The organism is Candidatus Arthromitus sp. SFB-mouse-Japan, from assembly GCF_000270205.1.
Classification (GTDB): domain Bacteria; phylum Bacillota; class Clostridia; order Clostridiales; family Clostridiaceae; genus Dwaynesavagella.
The window spans coordinates 147,596-164,157 of the sequence record NC_015913.1; the positions used below are offsets into that span (position 1 = coordinate 147,596).

The 16,562-nt window shown below is 29.3% G+C and carries 19 protein-coding genes; 14 read left to right on the forward strand and 5 right to left on the reverse strand.

The window, feature by feature from the left end:
* The 10 genes from SFBM_RS00745 to SFBM_RS00790 all read left to right on the forward strand — a co-directional run bounded on the left by SFBM_RS00745 (position 1) and on the right by SFBM_RS00790 (position 8,153).
* Positions 1-960 (forward strand): XkdQ/YqbQ family protein, encoded by a 960-nt coding sequence (locus tag SFBM_RS00745; RefSeq protein WP_005807486.1) that lies wholly within the window; start codon positions 1-3, stop codon positions 958-960.
* Positions 953-1,273 carry a DUF2577 domain-containing protein gene (locus SFBM_RS00750; protein ID WP_005807484.1) on the forward strand — a complete coding sequence of 107 codons (321 nt, stop codon included), beginning with the start codon at positions 953-955 and terminating at the stop codon, positions 1,271-1,273. Before SFBM_RS00745 ends, SFBM_RS00750 begins: the two co-directional genes overlap by 8 nt.
* Complete coding sequence (locus tag SFBM_RS00755; protein WP_005807482.1) at positions 1,270-1,677, forward strand: DUF2634 domain-containing protein; 408 nt, start codon at positions 1,270-1,272, stop codon at positions 1,675-1,677. The genes SFBM_RS00750 and SFBM_RS00755 overlap by 4 nt, the downstream gene beginning before the upstream one ends.
* Entirely contained in the window at positions 1,677-2,747 is a 1,071-nt protein-coding gene (locus SFBM_RS00760) for a baseplate J/gp47 family protein (protein WP_005807480.1), read from the forward strand. Before SFBM_RS00755 ends, SFBM_RS00760 begins: the two co-directional genes overlap by 1 nt.
* Complete coding sequence (locus SFBM_RS00765; protein WP_005807479.1) at positions 2,734-3,423, forward strand: putative phage tail protein; 690 nt, start codon at positions 2,734-2,736, stop codon at positions 3,421-3,423. The genes SFBM_RS00760 and SFBM_RS00765 overlap by 14 nt, the downstream gene beginning before the upstream one ends.
* Positions 3,410-4,174, forward strand: coding sequence for a hypothetical protein (locus SFBM_RS00770; RefSeq protein ID WP_005807478.1), 765 nt, complete (start codon positions 3,410-3,412; stop codon positions 4,172-4,174). The genes SFBM_RS00765 and SFBM_RS00770 overlap by 14 nt, the downstream gene beginning before the upstream one ends.
* 4 nt (positions 4,175-4,178) lie before the next feature.
* Entirely contained in the window at positions 4,179-5,024 is an 846-nt protein-coding gene (locus SFBM_RS00775) for a hypothetical protein (protein ID WP_007441037.1), read from the forward strand.
* Positions 5,024-6,733 (forward strand): phage tail-collar fiber domain-containing protein, encoded by a 1,710-nt coding sequence (locus SFBM_RS00780; RefSeq protein WP_014017811.1) that lies wholly within the window; start codon positions 5,024-5,026, stop codon positions 6,731-6,733. The genes SFBM_RS00775 and SFBM_RS00780 overlap by 1 nt, the downstream gene beginning before the upstream one ends.
* Before the next feature lie 193 nt (positions 6,734-6,926).
* Positions 6,927-7,358, forward strand: coding sequence for a phage holin family protein (locus tag SFBM_RS00785; RefSeq protein ID WP_007439697.1), 432 nt, complete (start codon positions 6,927-6,929; stop codon positions 7,356-7,358).
* A 144-nt stretch (positions 7,359-7,502) separates the two neighbouring features.
* Positions 7,503-8,153, forward strand: coding sequence for an N-acetylmuramoyl-L-alanine amidase (locus SFBM_RS00790; RefSeq protein WP_005807468.1), 651 nt, complete (start codon positions 7,503-7,505; stop codon positions 8,151-8,153).
* 46 nt (positions 8,154-8,199) lie between these two features.
* Here the strand turns inward: SFBM_RS00790 and SFBM_RS00795 are convergent, their stop codons facing one another.
* Genes SFBM_RS00795 through SFBM_RS00805 form a run of 3 tightly spaced genes read right to left on the reverse strand, consistent with a single transcriptional unit; the run spans position 8,200 to position 8,955 of the window.
* Positions 8,200-8,448, reverse strand: coding sequence for a DUF4160 domain-containing protein (locus SFBM_RS00795; protein ID WP_005807466.1), 249 nt, complete (start codon positions 8,446-8,448; stop codon positions 8,200-8,202).
* Positions 8,449-8,453: 5 nt separating this feature from the next.
* On the reverse strand, positions 8,454-8,690 hold the full coding sequence (locus tag SFBM_RS00800; protein ID WP_005807464.1) for a helix-turn-helix domain-containing protein: 237 nt from the start codon (positions 8,688-8,690) through the stop codon (positions 8,454-8,456).
* Between the two features lie 7 nt (positions 8,691-8,697).
* Positions 8,698-8,955, reverse strand: coding sequence for a DUF2442 domain-containing protein (locus SFBM_RS00805; protein WP_005807462.1), 258 nt, complete (start codon positions 8,953-8,955; stop codon positions 8,698-8,700).
* Positions 8,956-9,147: 192 nt separating this feature from the next.
* On the opposite strand from SFBM_RS00805, the gene SFBM_RS00810 reads away from it, so the two are divergent.
* The 4 genes from SFBM_RS00810 to SFBM_RS00825 all read left to right on the forward strand — a co-directional run bounded on the left by SFBM_RS00810 (position 9,148) and on the right by SFBM_RS00825 (position 14,245).
* Positions 9,148-9,360 carry a DUF4214 domain-containing protein gene (locus tag SFBM_RS00810; protein WP_005807460.1) on the forward strand — a complete coding sequence of 71 codons (213 nt, stop codon included), beginning with the start codon at positions 9,148-9,150 and terminating at the stop codon, positions 9,358-9,360.
* 420 nt (positions 9,361-9,780) lie between these two features.
* Complete coding sequence (locus tag SFBM_RS00815; protein WP_005807458.1) at positions 9,781-11,313, forward strand: hypothetical protein; 1,533 nt, start codon at positions 9,781-9,783, stop codon at positions 11,311-11,313.
* Positions 11,314-11,382: 69 nt separating this feature from the next.
* Positions 11,383-12,075 (forward strand): signal peptidase I, encoded by a 693-nt coding sequence (gene lepB, locus SFBM_RS00820; RefSeq protein WP_005807456.1) that lies wholly within the window; start codon positions 11,383-11,385, stop codon positions 12,073-12,075.
* A gap of 82 nt (positions 12,076-12,157) precedes the next feature.
* Positions 12,158-14,245: a HelD family protein gene (locus SFBM_RS00825; protein ID WP_014017812.1), complete on the forward strand. Its 2,088-nt coding sequence runs from the start codon at positions 12,158-12,160 to the stop codon at positions 14,243-14,245.
* Here the strand turns inward: SFBM_RS00825 and SFBM_RS00830 are convergent.
* On the reverse strand, positions 14,242-15,228 hold the full coding sequence (locus tag SFBM_RS00830; RefSeq protein ID WP_014017813.1) for a hypothetical protein: 987 nt from the start codon (positions 15,226-15,228) through the stop codon (positions 14,242-14,244). The two genes, SFBM_RS00825 and SFBM_RS00830, sit on opposite strands and share 4 nt — an antisense overlap.
* A gap of 72 nt (positions 15,229-15,300) precedes the next feature.
* The gene (locus SFBM_RS00835) at positions 15,301-16,473 is read right to left on the reverse strand and encodes a cation diffusion facilitator family transporter (RefSeq protein WP_007439695.1); all 1,173 of its coding nucleotides are present in this window, start codon (positions 16,471-16,473) and stop codon (positions 15,301-15,303) included.
* Between the last annotated feature and the right edge of the window lie 89 nt (positions 16,474-16,562).

The following is a 16,562-nucleotide window of genomic DNA, read 5'->3' on the forward strand; positions in this document are numbered from 1 at the left end:
ATGGATTATGAAATCATTATACAAAATATTGATGAGCTTTATATACCTATAACTGAAGAGGGCATCATTTGGAAGACTGAGAGGAAGGGTGTACCAGGACAGCTTGATTTTAAAATTTTAGATGACGGTGAGATCAAAATCGAGGAAGGTAATGCAGTCAGTTTTAAGGTTAATGGAGAGAAAGTATTTTATGGGTTTGTTTTTACGCTTAAAAGAGATAAGGATAAGCTTATAAGTGTCACTTGTTATGATCAATTGAGATACCTCAAAAATAAAGACACATATGTTTATAATAATAAAACTGCAGGTGAGATAATTAAGATGATTGCCGAGGATTTTGAAATGAATTGTGGAGATATTGAAGATACGGGATATAAAATTCCGTCGAGGGTCGAAGATAACACAACCCTGTTTGATATGATACAGAATGCTCTTGATTTAACACTTGAAAATAAAAAAGAGATGTATGTTTTATATGATGATTTTGGTAAGCTTACTCTTAAAAATATCTCCTCTTTGGCTTTAGATATTCTTGTCGATGCGGAGACTGGAGAAAATTTTGACTACTCATCAAGCATTGATTCCGATACGTATAATAAAGTTAAGCTTACTTTTGATAATGAAGACACAGGAAAACGAGATGTCTATATATCTCAAGATCGCGAGAATATGAATAAATGGGGTGTGCTACAATACTTTGATACTCTCTCGGAAGGAGAGAATGGAAAAGCTAAAGCTGATGCACTTCTGTCTTTATATAACCAAAAGACTAAAACTCTATCTATTAATAATGTCTTCGGGGATATACGAGTTAGAGGTGGATCTATGCTTATTGTAAAACTGGATTTAGGTGATGTAGTAGTAGATAATTTTATGATAGTTGATAAATGTAAGCATGAATTTAATAAAGATGAGCATTTTATGGATTTAACTTTAAGAGGAGGAGATTTTATTGCTTGATGCTAATGATTTGTTAGTTGCTATAAAAAGAGCATCGATAGATGCAATTGAGAGTGTAAAACCTGTAAATATAGTTTATGGTAAGGTTGAGAGTGTTAGTCCTCTTAAGGTTAGCGTTGAAAATAAATTAACCCTTACTAAGGATCAATTAATTGTGCCAAATAGATTTAAAATTTATGAGATTGATTGTGAGATTGAAAGTAAAATTGGGATAGCTAAATACGATAACACCCTCAAACCTGGAGAAAATATAATTTTATTTAGGATGCAAGGTGGTCAACAGTATTTAGTTATAGATAGGGTGGTTAAATGATACCTAAGATTAATATTAATCTATCTAAAGTTAATTTAGAGTCTACGATTGCTCCTAGTAAAAATTATAGGATGGATATAAAAAAAGAATATATCAATGGCTACAATGATTTGATTGAAGGTGTTAAACAAGCAGTGTTTAAAATATTAAATACTGAAAGATATAAGCACTACATATACACTAAAAATTATGGAGTTGAATTGGATGATTTGTTTGGGGAGCCTATATCCTATGTGTGCCCTGAGATTGAGAGACGCATATTAGAAGCTCTTAAGATGGATGATAGAATTGAGTCAGTTGATACTTTTAATTTCGAGATATTAGGTAAAGGGATTTTACATGTAACTTTTACCGTACACAGTATTTTTGGAGATTTTAATACCTCTAAGGAGGTGTATTTTTGATGTATGATAACATTAGTTACGATTTAATATTAAAGCGTATGCTAGATAGAGTTCCGAGTGGTTTTGATAAGCGGGAGGGGTCTATCATTTATGATGCTCTTGCTCCAGCTGCGATGGAATTGATGGGTATGTATATTGAACTTAATATAATTTTACGAGAGACCTTTGGCGATACTGCGTCAAGGGATTTTTTAATTAGGAGAGCGAAAGAAAGAGGACTAACACCTCAACCAGCAACACAAGCAATACTCAAAGCCATAAGCAAACCAAGCACATTAGATATTAAACTTGGATCCAGATTATCTTTAGAGGATCTTAACTACGAGATCGTCGAAAAAATACAGGATGGAGAATATAAAGTTAGATGTGAAACCCTAGGAGTATTAGGTAATAAATATTTCGGCTCTGCGATACCAATAGATTACATTCAGGGGCTCGAGTCCATAGAAATAACTGAGTTGCTAATACCTGGAGAAGACGAGGAAGATACAGAAATATTTAGGAAAAGATATTTTGATTCCTTTGATTCTAAAGCCTATGGTGGTAATGTTGAGGATTATCTACGTAAAACTAATTCCATACCTGGAGTGGGTTGCACTAAGGTAATTCCTGTTTGGGACGGTGGTGGCACAGTAAAACTCACTATATTAGATGCTAATTTTGACAGAGCTAATGATACTCTTATTGAGTATGTGCAAGATATTATAGATCCTACAATGGATGCTACAGGTATTGGGATTGCTCCAATAGGGCATATTGTAACCGTTGATACGGCAGAAGAAGTAGCAGTTAATATTAGTAGTGTTATTGTTTGTGATACAGGTTATACTTTTGCTAGCTTAAAATCAAAATTAATGACTGTGTTGGAGGAATATCTATTAGAAATCCGTAAGAGTTGGGCAGACCAAAATAATCATGTAGTACGTATCGCTCAGATTGAATCAAGGATATTAGCTGTAGAGGGTATAGTAGATATCACAAATACTAAGATTAACAGGGTTGAGAACAATCTTACACTAGATAAGTATCAGATACCTATTATAGGAGATATAACAAATGAGGCAAATTAGTCTAATAGAATGGATACCTAAATATCTACAAGAATATAGAGAACTTAAAAAAATAATGGATGTTGAGAATCCTGAAATTAAGCAGTTGTATGATGAAATAGCAATCCTTATGGATAATCTATTTATACATACCTGTAACGAGGATGGCATAGCAAGATTTGAAAAACTCCTAGATATCAATCCAGATGTGGATGATACTCTAGATATACGTATAACTAGAGTATTAAGTAGATGGACGGATTCCATCCCTTACACTTATAAAGGATTACTCCGTAAACTTGATATCTTGTGTGGCGAAGGTAATTATGAGATTGAACTTGATAATAATGCTTATACTCTAAAACTAGATGTTTTATCGATGACAATAAAGCAATTACAAGAGTTAAAGTATATGTTATCATACATGATACCAGCTAATATAGCAATGGATTTAGAAGCCCGAAGGGAAGTTAATATATCTATATACACTGGCATTGGTATTAACAGGATCAAAAATTCAAAAGTTAATATAAGCCCCCACGTAGAAGACTTAATCAAGGCTTCTTTTTTTGTTGGTGCGGGTGTTAAGAGATGTAAAAAAATTAAAGTGCAAATTAATCAAATAAATTATAAAGCTGTTTTAGGACGTTTTGTGTGTGGGGCAATGAAGGTAGGTGAGATAAATGATAATACATAGTTTTAGATTATTAAGTGATAATCTACGCATGAGACCTAAATTATTTTTTAGGGGCAAAAATATAGAGAATTTAGACCAATTCCCACGCGGCGGCATATCTGTATCTTGGACTGGAGATCCAGAGGTAGTAGATAATGGTATAAAAACTGTACCTGGTACATATGGTATGTTTAACTATGCCATGAGCGGCTGGCAAGAATTTACAATGTGTTACACATTTAAGATACATGCCAAGGCGGAATGGAGAGGATTTTTAAATTTAGCTTGGGGGCGCTCTACAGTAGGTATGCGGATTGAGAACGGATCTGGAGATAGAGCACGTGAAACCTATTTGTGGGGTATCAACAATGATGACAAAGCTATAGTATCAATAGTAGGTGGTCCACCTTGTTTTGTAACTGATGTTGATAAAATTTATAACTTAATTGTAGTCGTGTCAAAAACAGAGCCTGTTAAGATATACGTAAATGGTAATCAAACACATGAGCTTATACAACCTGATGATAAAAAAGGGTTTAACGGTAAGGGCCATGCTAATATAGACACTCATGCTTTTAATAGGCGATTATCCGCTAATAGATCTGATGATAATGTAACACATTATGCTCTACGAGTTTGGGATAAGGCTTTAACATATGATCAGATAATGCAAGAGGTGTTAGAAGATGCCAAAGATTATGGTATTGATATTACAATACATAGATCTGTCGTAAATAAATTCCGTGTGAATGAATATAAAGTTGGGGAGTGAGAAAATGAGTTATACAAAAACTGAGTGGATTGATAATGTTACTATAGTTGATGCTGCAAAACTTAATAAGATTGAGGATCAATTGGAGACTTTAGATACTCAAAAAGTGAGTAGGGATGGGAATAAAGGACTGTCCAGTAATGATTTTACAGATGCTTATAAAACTAAGCTTGATAATTTAGAGGATACGATATCAACATCGACGGAAGATAAAGTCGACAAAGAGGATGGTAAGGGTCTCTCATCTAATGATTTTACCGACGAATATAAGGTCAAAGTTGACTCGATTGCAAATGTGACAACAGACATAACAACAATCCAATCGACACTGGACACTAAAGTTGATAAAGACGGCAATAAGGTTTTATCCGATAATAATTTTACTAATGAGTTAAAGCAAAAAGTAGAGAGTATAGATGCTTTAAATACTACTTTAGATACTAAGGTAGATAAAGTTAACGGTAAAAGTTTATCATCTAATGATTTTACAACTGAGTATAAAAATAAGGTTGACTTAATAGATGGAATACAAACAAAGGTTGATAGACTAGAGAGAGCATCCGATGTAATAGAGATAACAGCGGTTGATGGTAATATTACGCTGGAGACTAATAAAATATATAGGACTAGTATTAGTAGTGATACTGCTTTTGTATTACCTACTATAGATGATAGTACATTCCATCAGATTTTAGTACAAGCTGATGTATCAGATGGAGTTAATATTGATTTTGGTACTGAGTACTATTTTGGTAGTGGGTATCAAGGAGATGCGGGTAAGTATAATTTTATTTTTGAGCATAACGGCAGTGATTGGGTATATGGTGCTCTATACACAGGAGGTCAATAGTGCAAAATAAGAACTTATTTTTTGAGTATGTGGTATTGACTACTAAGAGTTACGAGTTTGTAAGTCACGTGGTAGCAGGTAAACAAATGAGATTTACTAAAGCTCAAATAGGTGATGGTGAGGTAATAGATCCAGATAATCTTGCTAATTTGGATGAGCTTATTAACTACAAAAGCGATGCTGATATAGTAGGTGTACGAGGTGATGGTAAGCAAGCAATTATAGATATTAATATAAATACCGATCATGTAACGGATGCTTTTAAGTTCCGTGAAGTCGGTATTTTTGCTGAAATTGATGGAGAGGAAATACTTTATGCTTATCTTAATGCCGGTGATAAATTTGATTACTTAACACCGAATGAAGGAGGTCAAACATTTAGCCAAACCATACAATTTGTAGTTGCGGTAGGAAATGCTGCAAATGTTGAGATTGTATTTAGCAAGGTAGATATACCTGATGCATCTATAAGATTATCAATGCTATCAGACGAGATTATGGATTATATTAATGGAATACAATCTGATATAAGCGAGCACATAACAAATGATATTTTAGGTTCCGGAGTTCATGGGTTAAAGTTTGATGAGACCCAAGCTAAGTTAAAATACAATAAAAATGGAGCGTGGATAGATATACCAACAGGGCAGGCCGCAGAATCCGAGATTAACAATCATAAACTTTTGTCAATCCTTAATGATAGTGGAGTACATGATTTTAGATATGTGGTAGACCGTAAAAAACTCCAATATAAGACTGATACAGGCTGGGCTGATATGGAGATCGAGGGGACTGGTGATATATCGGTCACCGGATTGACAGCTGACACCTTAAGAGCAGGGGTAACAGTTGTCATAACAAGAGGTGATCAAGAGATTGATAGGATTGTTGGATCTTATACAGCTGATGCGACAGCAACGAGCGATGATATTATGCCAGGTAAAACCGCTTATGCTAATGGACAAAAAATTACTGGATCGATGATTGCAAATACAGGAGATATACAGTTAAGCAATCCATCTATTGTAAATGATCGGCTTAAGAGTCCTACCATCCCAGATGGTTTATATAAAAACGCTACAGTATCTTTTGGACACAATCTTTATCCTGAGTCTATAAAGGCTGGAACTAATATTTATGGGGTTAGTGGTACATATACAAATGATGCTAATGCTACAAGTGCTGATATATTATCGGGTAAAACTGCTTATGCAAGAGGCAGCAAAATAACAGGTAATATTAGTACTTACTCAGGTGATAGGAGTATATCCGCTCCGACAATAAGTGGGAATAATTTGATTACTCCGACAATTAGTAACGGGTATTATAATAATGCTAGATTATCTTTTCCAAAAGGTAATCTATCGCCCGAGAATATCAAAAAAGGAGTTAATATATTTGGTGTCACTGGCTCAATGGATTCAGGGCGTGTTCTCGGTGCATTGTGGGCAAATTTCTGGAATTCTGGAGGGGGTAAAGACACGGTTGTATGGGATAGTAATTATCTAACAAAGAGGAGTGATTTAACTTTAAGTTTAGCACAATCAGCTAATATTGTATTTAAAAAATCTATTTATACAACCGAAAACTCAATGTTCAGTTTCAATTATAATGATGGATATTATAATGCAAGTCAGCAATTTACTATGACGATAAATACTAGCTCTACAGGACAAATAAAAGTTTGTATTGTTATATTATTAGCTTAAATTGCAGCTAATTTTTATTATATATGGCGAATCCTCTTATTATGCGTTTAATAGGCATTTTAAGAGGATTTTTATTGCAGTAGTGTTATTACATTAAAATATTAAAACAATAGGATTACAGGTTAAATGGTGAGGTGTTTTTTTCGGAGATTAAACAAAACAATAGAAAATTATGTAAATGAGGGGAGAACAAATGAAGAATAATGGGATTGTAAAAATTGGATTACTAATTTTAATATTAGTTTTTGCGATAGGGTTAAGTCTTTGGATTGGAATAGATTTTGCGATAAGGACATTAATACTTGTTATGTGTGTTGATTATGTTTTGGGGTTATCTCTTGCGATAAGCGATAAATCTAAGCATGGTGACGGAGGGTTATCAAGTCATATAGGGTATAAGGGACTAGTTAAAAAGATTAATATGTTATTACTTGTTGGGGTTGCCGTGATAGTTGAAAACTTTTTAATAGGTATGGGACTGCGTGTTAAGTATATAAAAGATATCATTGTTATAGCTTTTGTACTTAACGAGATTATATCGATCCTAGAAAATAGTAAGCTAATGGGATTGGACATAACCCATATGGTATCTCAGGCTTTAAAGATATTTAAAAATAAAAAATAACCTCTTTTCTCAGGTTTGAAGAAAGGAGGTTATTTTTATGCAAATTAAAAAGCTTAGTAATTGTTTTAAAGCTACTTCAACAATTACTAAAGTTAATAAAAGAAATACTACTTTGATTATATCACTTTCGGAGGTATTTTACAAATGAAAATCAATGAGAAACTAGTAAAGTATAATTTTTCGAGTCGTAAAGGAGAAAAAATAAAATACATAACAGTTCATGATACAGGTAATCCAGATAGAGGTGCCGATGCTGAGGCACATTTTAAATTACATGATAGAGCAGATAGAGGAGCATCAGAACATTATTTTGTTGATGATAAACAGATATTAAGGATTATAAGAGATGAGGATAAAAGTTGGCACTGTGGAGATGGAAAAGGAAAGTATGGCATAACAAATGAAAATAGTATTGGAATTGAAATGTGTATCAATAGCGATGGAGATTTTGATAAAACCTATAAAAACACACTAGATTTAGTTAAACATCTAATGGGTAAATATAATATATCAATTGATAAAGTAGTTAGGCATTATGATGCTAGTAGGAAGAGTTGTCCTGATACTTGGTCTGAAAACAATTGGGATGGGTGGGATAAATTTAAAAGTGATTTACAAGTTAAAAAAGATTACACACCATCCATAACATTATTGTATAAAAATGTTTTACAAAGAGAGCCAGATGATGAAGGCTTAAAATATTGGAATGAGCAATTGAATACTGGACTTAGTTTTGGAGATTTACTTAAAAGATGGGGCGAGAGCGAGGAGTTTAGAGAAAAGTATGCTATATAATTATATAGCATACTTTTATTTAACATATTTTTATGCCTCTTTTTAGTTATTCTAAAGGTGGAAGTTTTTTTAATGTTTTAGAATCCCACATTTCCATCAGGTCAGTTTTATATTTTTCCGCCCACTCTTTTACAAGTGATTGAGCTATGTCTGTTAAATCACCTTCCACCATTTCGAGTGTGTCAATTTTAAAAATACCTAATGTATCGTCATATAAAGCTTGGAAGTGAGGAGGGTTATAGCCAGTGAAAAATATTTTAACAGTAATGCCATAAAATTTGGTAATTTCTCCCATTTAATTCACCTCGATTTAGTTGGTTTTGTTGTTTCAAGAGGAACTATTGCAATTGTTTTCCCTAAGGGTTTTAGTAATTTTAAAATAGTGTTAAGTTGTGGTATATTTGTTCCTTTTTCCATCCTCGCTATAATTGGTTGTTTTATGTTGCTTAACTCTTCAAGTTGTTTCTGTGTGAGTCCATTTTCCTGTCTAAGTTTTATTATTTCGGATACAATTTCTTTTATCTTTTCTTCAATCATTAGCAAGTTATTTTAATATTCCATTTTCCCAGAGTTCGTATTCTGAAATATCTATATTTTCATTCCGGGATATTCCGATACCGCCAGAATCAACACATACATTTTTAAATAGCGATGGATTATCTTGTATAGGTTTAAACATTTGAGGTAGCTTTTCAAAAAGGTTTTTTACGTCATAAATTTTTTCAATATCATTTGTAAAAGTGACAGACAGAATAAAGTTTTCAAGAGGTTCTACATTTTTAATTTTAATTGATAAATTCATAGTATTTCCACCCTTAAATTTTTATTTAAGCTTTCCACCATTATCTTAATGGTGGAAGCTTTTTTAATATTTTGGTATTCCACATTTCCATGATATCGCTGTTATATTTTTTAGCCCACTGCTTTAAAAATTTTACAGCATACATGGGAACAAGATAACTGGTCAAAGTGGGATAATTTTAAAGAGGATTTAATGAGATTAGATACGGAAAATCATAAGGATTACATATCATCTATAACATTACTCTATAAAAATGTTTTTCAAAGAGAGCCTGATAATGAAGGTTTGACTTATTGGAATGATCAATTAAATACAGGATTGAGTTTTGGTGATATGTTGAAACAATGGGGAGAAAGTGAAGAGTTTAGGGAAAAATATATAATTATTAGAAGGTATACCTTTTAGAGGTATACCTTTTTTATTTTTGTAAGCAATTCTTACGAATTGCTTACATTATATAAAATATTATAAATTTTTACAGGTTATTGTGGGTATTTATAAGTGCTTTAGTGCCGTTTATATTTTGAATTTTACTATATTGTAAGTATCCATGAACTATGATAGATATTTATAAATTTTTACGTTTTGTCAAACATATCATGTAGAAACTATTGTTAGATTTACTTTATGACCTATACGGGGAATATATTAATATATTTTTATAGAATTTTTGATGAGGGATCTTCCCCCTTATTTTTATATTTAAAGATGAAATGTATTTTAATACAATATTTTCTATTTGTAAAAAAATTTATTTAAGGTAATAATAAGATAAGGTTAATAATTTGTTTAGGTTAATAATTTTGAAAGGTAGAAGTATGGAATATGGATAGAAAAAATTGTGATGATATGAATATAAACGTAGAAGATTACAGTACTGATAAATTATTAGATTTTTTAAATGAGAGCGATACATATTTTATAAAAGATGATAAAAGTGGAATTATTGGAAATAAAAAGACAGGTGTTATGATAGATAAGAGGACTGGTCAGAAAATTTTTGATAGTAAAAATAGGGATAGTTTAGAAATTAAAAATTATTTAGGTAATATAAAATATGATTTTTTAGATTGTAAGAGTTCTATTAAAAGCCTTAATACTTCTGATTTAAAAATTTTTGAAGATAATTCTAATAATAGTTCAAATAATAGTGAAAAAGAGAATGATATAAGCAATTTAAATCCATTTGAAAATAATTTAAAGAATTCTAATTTGAGCAGAGATAATTTGAGAAGATTGTTGTTAAATAGGGCAAGAAAGGTGAGTAAAAAACCTAGTAATATTGAAATTGAAAGTAGTTTAAATAAGAACAAGAATTTAAATTTAAGTGAAAGCAAGGATATTTCTAATGAAAATTTATCTGATAATAGTAAGAAATTAACTGAAGATAAGGAAGAAATAATTGATAAAAATATAAGTTTAGAAATAAACAAGAAAGAAGATGAATTAATAAGTGATAATATTGGAAGTGATGAAGAACTATTAAAAAAGATTAATTCTAAATTTAACAATGTAGAAAATGAGATTTCGGATATTAAAATTGAAGATTCGCATTTAAATGATTATAATTTTTATTCTTTTGAAGAATTTGAAAATTTAAATTCAGATATGGAGAGCTCTAAAAATGCTGCTATAGAAGTTAAGAGTGAAAAGAAAAAGATTAATGAATTAGATAAATTTAAGACAATTATGGATTTTGAAGATTATTTACTGATTATGAAAAGCGATGAAGAAATTCTCAAATCTCCATTTTCAGATGAAAAAATTGAAGTTCCTAAGGTGGTTGTTAAGGAAGATGAAGAGGGTGATTCCTTTAATCCATTTGATACTTTATTTGAGGTTGAAGAGATTGAGAATCATGATGTTAACAATGAAAATGCAATTGAAGAAGGAATGCTTCCAGAATTTAATTTAAATCAAACTATGAGTAAGAAGGTAAGTATAAGGGAAGTAATCAAAAATAAGCAGAAAAAGAAACAGGATAAGAAAGAGATGCAAGAGAAATTATTCTTTGAGACATTAGACGAGAGGATAGAACAGTTTAAGAATTTTAAAGAGAATAGTATAGATTCACAAGGTGTATTAAATGCTATTAATATGGATTTAAATAAGATAAATTCTTCGATCAAGGTTGAGTTTAATAATTTAAATAAACGAAGGAATGTAAGATCAAAGGATGGATCATATAAGAAAACATTGAATTCTAAAGATGATAAATTTTCCCTTCAAAATTTACTCGAAGAGATTTATGAGGAAAAAGGGGAAGAAGCAAAGGGACTTGATACAAATGAATTAGATATAGATGCTATAAAGAAAGATTTATCTAATAATGAAAATACAAAACAAATAGTAAATTAAAAATTGGGTTTAAATTTGTATAAATATTTACTATAATAGTTTTAATGCTAAAAATGAGAGGACCAGTTTATGGGAAAGTATAAAGATGATCAAGAAAACATTTTTGATAAAAATGAATTCTATAAAGAAGATGATGAGGAAGATTTGTCTGATGAGTATGCGTATCTTTTAGAAGATGAGGATAGCCTTGAGAGTGATGATAAACCTCTACCCAAGAGATCGGAAAATAGAAAGCATAGGGGTAGGTTTTTATCTACGATTTTAGAATGGGGTATAACGATAGTTGCAGCTTTGTTAATATCTTTTCTAATAAATAAATTTTTAATATTCAAGGTATATATACCTTCAGAGTCTATGTTTCCAACTCTTAAGGTTGGAGATCAGCTTTTTGTAACTAAAATGTATAGTGCAGATTCTATACAAAGAGGAGATGTACTTGTATTTTATTCGGAAGAATTCAATGAATTACTTATAAAGAGAGTTATAGGGCTTCCAGGGGATGATATAGTTGTTAAGGCATCGGGAGAGGTGCTTGTGAATGGTGAGGTACTTAAAGAGGATTATGTTTTTCAAAAAGATGAAACTGCCATATTTGATTTGAATTTTAAAGTTCCTGAGAATGAATATTTCTTCCTTGGAGATAATAGAGCGAATTCTCTAGATAGTAGATATTGGAGTGATCCTTATATAAGCTTTGATGATATAAGGGGAGAGGCAAGAATTATTGTTTATCCATTTAATAGGATTAAGTTATTAAAATAATGTTTAGTCGTTCTTTTAAAATATACCGTTAGAAGGTATAATTGAAAGAGCGACTTTATTTTTTTAAGAAGGATAATGGGGTATGGATGTAAAATTAAATTATAAAATTGAAAAGGAATATTTAGATAATGTGCTTGTTTATTTAAATGACAAATTGGCTGAGTATATAGAAAATAGACGAGATATTTCTGATTCTATCGTTGAGTATCGGAAGAAATTTATAGAAGAATATAGAGATGATGATGATAAAATAATAGATTATTTTGATCATGAAAATTATAAGAATGAACAAATTTTTATGGTAGTTGAAAGAAAAATTAAAGAGATTCTTTATTTAAAAAAAACCCCTTATTTTGGAAAGATTGTTATAAGCGAGGATGGTAAGGAAGAGAAATTCTATATAGGATCATATGGGTTTGATGTTGGACTTGAAGTTCCTCTCATAATCGATTGGAGAGCACCTATAGCTTCCTTATTTTATCAGGGTAAAATTGGAAGTCTTAGTTATACAATACCATCTGGTGAAGATATTTGTGTTTCTTTAAATGAGAGAATACAATTTTTGATTAGAGATGGGAAAATAATTTCCATGTTTGATTCAGAGATAGATGTTAAAGATGAGTTTTTAAAGGAGATGTTATCTTTAAAATCTTCAAATAAATTAAAAACTATCGTTCAAACTATTCAGATCAATCAGGATAAGATAATAAGGGAAGATAGGAGAAAATCAATTATAATAAATGGAGTGGCAGGAAGTGGAAAGACATCTATAGCACTCCATAGAATAGCGTATTTACTTTATAATTTTAGAAATTATTTTAAAGATAGGGTTCTTATATTATGTCCAAATAAGATTTTTATGGAATATATATCATCTGTTCTTCCATCTCTTGGAGAATACGGAGGAGTACATAGTTATACCAGTGAGGATTTTATTTATTTGAGTACGGGGGGAGATTTAAATTTTAATTCTTATGAATTACATATGGAGAAGATACTTAATGATAAAGAATATTTAGATGAATTTAAATTTAAGGGTAGTTCCAAGGTAAAATGTGAACTGGATAAGTTTATTTTAGATGTTGAGGAAAATATAAATCTTGGAGGAGATATTTATTTTAGAGAGGAACTTATTATAGATTATGAGGAATTAAATAGATTATTTTACAAATCATTTAAGAGTCGTGCTATAAGTGTTAGAATAGATTTAATAAGAAAGAGAATATTTGATAGAATAAATAAAGTTAGAAATAGTTTTGTTTTTAAAATCAAAAATAAGTATGAGAGCATGAAGGTACATCCTGATATGGAGAATTACTATGATATGTTGATGAAAAATGAAATATATGACGTAGTAAGAGAGAGCAGTGATTTAAAATCATCGCTACATTATTTAAAATTAGAGTCATCTTATGAATTATATAGGGAATTTTATGAAGATTATTTTTCAAAAGATCTAGGCGATTTAGATTTTGGAGATTTAGTATTAATAAAGTATATTGATATTAAGTTTTATAAGCCTAAAAAAGATCGGGAATATAAGCTTGTTGTTATAGATGAGGGGCAAGATTTTTCTTATATGTTTTATGAAGTTATAAAACTGTGTACAGAGGCGTCTTCTTATTTAGTAGTTGGTGATTTAAATCAAAGTATTATAAAATTTGAAGAAAATTTTATTTATAGCACACGTGTACTTGAAAATAAAGAAGATTTTACAATACTTGATTCGTATAGATCAACTAAAAATATAATTGATTATTCTTTGAAATATATAGATAATGATATTTGTGTTAACTCTATAAGAAATGGTGAAGATGTTTTATATTATGAATGTGATTATGATGATTTGAGAAGATTATTAATTGAATCCATAAATAATTTAAGATTACAAGATGAGACAAATATAGGAATAATTGTTTTAAACCAAAGTATGATAGATAAGGTATACAATATGATAAGATCCAATTTTTATATTAAAGTAATTAATAATGAGGATCACGTTTATAGTGATAATGGAATATTTTTAATGACAGTATACTTATCAAAGGGACTTGAATTTGATTCTGTTTTGGTTATTGATTCTGGATTTGAAGATAATATTTTATATATAATGTTAACTAGAGCTATGCATAAAGCAATTCATATAAAAATAAAAAATGTAATACCTTAAAGTATTACATTTTTTATTGTATTATCTATTAAATTAATGAACTTATCTTTAATAATACAGTCTTCAAAATATTTATTTAATATTAAATGCTTATTTTTCAATTCTGTACATATTAAATTAAATTCTTTAAGATAGTTGTTAAGCTCTTTTTTCATAATTGATAGTTCTTTATTTTCAAAATCTATGAGAAATTCTTTATCATATATTTGTATTCCTGGAATTTTATCATTAAACAATATATTATTTGAGATTATGCAAAGGTTTAAAGTTGGAATTCTTATATGATCTATTGATTTATTTATAGAATTTTTATAGATTTCATAATACAAATTTAAATTAATTGATTCATTTAATATTTCGTTTATTAAAATATCTTTAAATATAGAAAAATAATCATTTAGTATAAATAGTTTGTTTTCATAGGAATGTAATTGACTTGAAAACGATTTAAAACCATTTATTCCAACAGATGAGATTAAAAACTCTGAGTTATTAAGATTATCTTTATGGGGAATATCGTTAAATATATTATTTAACAAATTATCTTTAAAATTGTATAGTTTATTTGTGTTTAGGTATTTTGAGAGTTCTTTAGATATTAATTTAAATAGGGTATATATTTTATTTATCCATTCTTTTAGATTATGTGATAGAACATATTCTATATCTTCTTTTATTTTTATTATGCAATCATTTTTTTTATAGTTAACAAATGAATCTAGTTCTATTAAATGAGTGTCTTTACTAAGATCATTCGAAGTATTTATCGAGATATTTAAATCAGGAAGAATAATTTTGCAGATATGATCATTTATGAATTTGTCATATAGATATAATTGAGTTGTTTTAATATTGTATAATCTATTAGAAATTATATTTAGAGACTTATTACTGATGTAGTTGTTTTGTGATTTTAAATATATATTTTTTTCATAATTGCTGTTTAATTCATTTAAAAATAATCTTTTTAGATAGAATGTCAAGATAAATGCTCCTTTTAAAATTACTTATAATATTATAATAGTAAATAAAAAAAATAAGGTGTTTTAAACACCTTAATTAAATGTATTATTTTTAAATATTTTGCAATCGAAGTTGTTATATTTACTTAGGACAATTTTTGTACATTCATCTATGATATCAAAGTTTATTTTATCGTAAAATTCTTTTTTTAGTTTAATCTCAAAGAAAATAGTATTCTTTCCGTTTTTATTTACTACTCTAAAATCTATAATATCGCTTATTTCATTTATATTTTCCTTAATAAGTGACCTAATTGTATTATATATTTCGAGTGATTCTTTATTATGAATGTCTATCGGATCTATATGTATAACCAGATGTATCATCATAGTATTTTCAATATCTTTTTCTATTCTATCTATTAGTGAGTGTACATCTATTAAATTTAAGTTGGAGGGTACTTCTACATGTATAGATGCAAGAGTTTTGTTTGGGCCATAATTATGAACGACAAGATCATGTAGCCCCAAAATGTTTTTATAGCTCAATATTTTCTCTTTCAATTCTTTAACTATCTCATCACTAGGAGCTTCTCCAAGAAGAGAACTCATAGTCTCTTTTATAAGTCCAATTCCAGAATAAATTATAAATAAGGATATAATAACTCCCGCATATCCATCTAATGATATTTTTATAAAATTTGATAATAAAAGTGACGCACTTAAAATCGTAGTTGTTAAGGCATCGTAAAATGCATCAACTGAAGTTGCCTTAAGAGATTTTGAGTTTATTTTTTTAGATACTTTAAGGTTTATTATACCAATCCATATTTTTATAAAAATGGATATTATTAGGATTACAAATAGAATTATGCTAAAATTTGTATTTTCTTTGCTCATTATCTTTTCTATGGATGATTTGATGAAACTAATTCCAATGAATATTATGAGGAATGAAACTATAAGAGATGCTATGTATTCATATCTACCGTGGCCTTGAGGATGTTCTTTATCAGCTGGTTTCATAGAAAATTTAAATGCTATTAGGTTTATTATGGATGATGCAGAATCAGATAGGTTGTTAAATGCGTCAGCTGTTATTGAAATACTTTTTAATACTACTCCTATGAACACTTTTATTAAAAATAAAATTAAATTTAAAACTATGCTTATATAACTGCACAAAAGACCATAAGAGGAGCGGACTTTTGGATCCTTAACATTTTGATGATTTCTTATAAATTTTTTGGATAAGAAGTTTAACATATTAGACCTTCCTAAAATTTTATTTGTATTAAAGTATAACATTATATAGTTGATGTTTAAACAAAAAATTATTGACTAATATTGTTAGA

Bases quoted from the DNA above. Each gene is read 5' to 3' on its own strand.
- SFBM_RS00745 (WP_005807486.1), top strand. From the start codon at position 1: ATGGATTATGAAATCATTATACAAAATATTGATGAGCTTTATATACCT.
- SFBM_RS00755 (WP_005807482.1), top strand. From the start codon at position 1,270: ATGATACCTAAGATTAATATTAATCTATCTAAAGTTAATTTAGAGTCT.
- SFBM_RS00760 (WP_005807480.1), top strand. From the start codon at position 1,677: ATGTATGATAACATTAGTTACGATTTAATATTAAAGCGTATGCTAGAT.
- SFBM_RS00765 (WP_005807479.1), top strand. From the start codon at position 2,734: ATGAGGCAAATTAGTCTAATAGAATGGATACCTAAATATCTACAAGAA.
- SFBM_RS00770 (WP_005807478.1), top strand. From the start codon at position 3,410: ATGATAATACATAGTTTTAGATTATTAAGTGATAATCTACGCATGAGA.
- SFBM_RS00775 (WP_007441037.1), top strand. From the start codon at position 4,179: ATGAGTTATACAAAAACTGAGTGGATTGATAATGTTACTATAGTTGAT.
- SFBM_RS00785 (WP_007439697.1), top strand. From the start codon at position 6,927: ATGAAGAATAATGGGATTGTAAAAATTGGATTACTAATTTTAATATTA.
- SFBM_RS00790 (WP_005807468.1), top strand. From the start codon at position 7,503: ATGAAAATCAATGAGAAACTAGTAAAGTATAATTTTTCGAGTCGTAAA.
- SFBM_RS00795 (WP_005807466.1), bottom strand. From the start codon at position 8,448: ATGGGAGAAATTACCAAATTTTATGGCATTACTGTTAAAATATTTTTC.
- SFBM_RS00800 (WP_005807464.1), bottom strand. From the start codon at position 8,690: ATGATTGAAGAAAAGATAAAAGAAATTGTATCCGAAATAATAAAACTT.
- SFBM_RS00805 (WP_005807462.1), bottom strand. From the start codon at position 8,955: ATGAATTTATCAATTAAAATTAAAAATGTAGAACCTCTTGAAAACTTT.
- SFBM_RS00810 (WP_005807460.1), top strand. From the start codon at position 9,148: ATGAGATTAGATACGGAAAATCATAAGGATTACATATCATCTATAACA.
- SFBM_RS00815 (WP_005807458.1), top strand. From the start codon at position 9,781: ATGGATAGAAAAAATTGTGATGATATGAATATAAACGTAGAAGATTAC.
- lepB (WP_005807456.1), top strand. From the start codon at position 11,383: ATGGGAAAGTATAAAGATGATCAAGAAAACATTTTTGATAAAAATGAA.
- SFBM_RS00825 (WP_014017812.1), top strand. From the start codon at position 12,158: ATGGATGTAAAATTAAATTATAAAATTGAAAAGGAATATTTAGATAAT.
- SFBM_RS00835 (WP_007439695.1), bottom strand. From the start codon at position 16,473: ATGTTAAACTTCTTATCCAAAAAATTTATAAGAAATCATCAAAATGTT.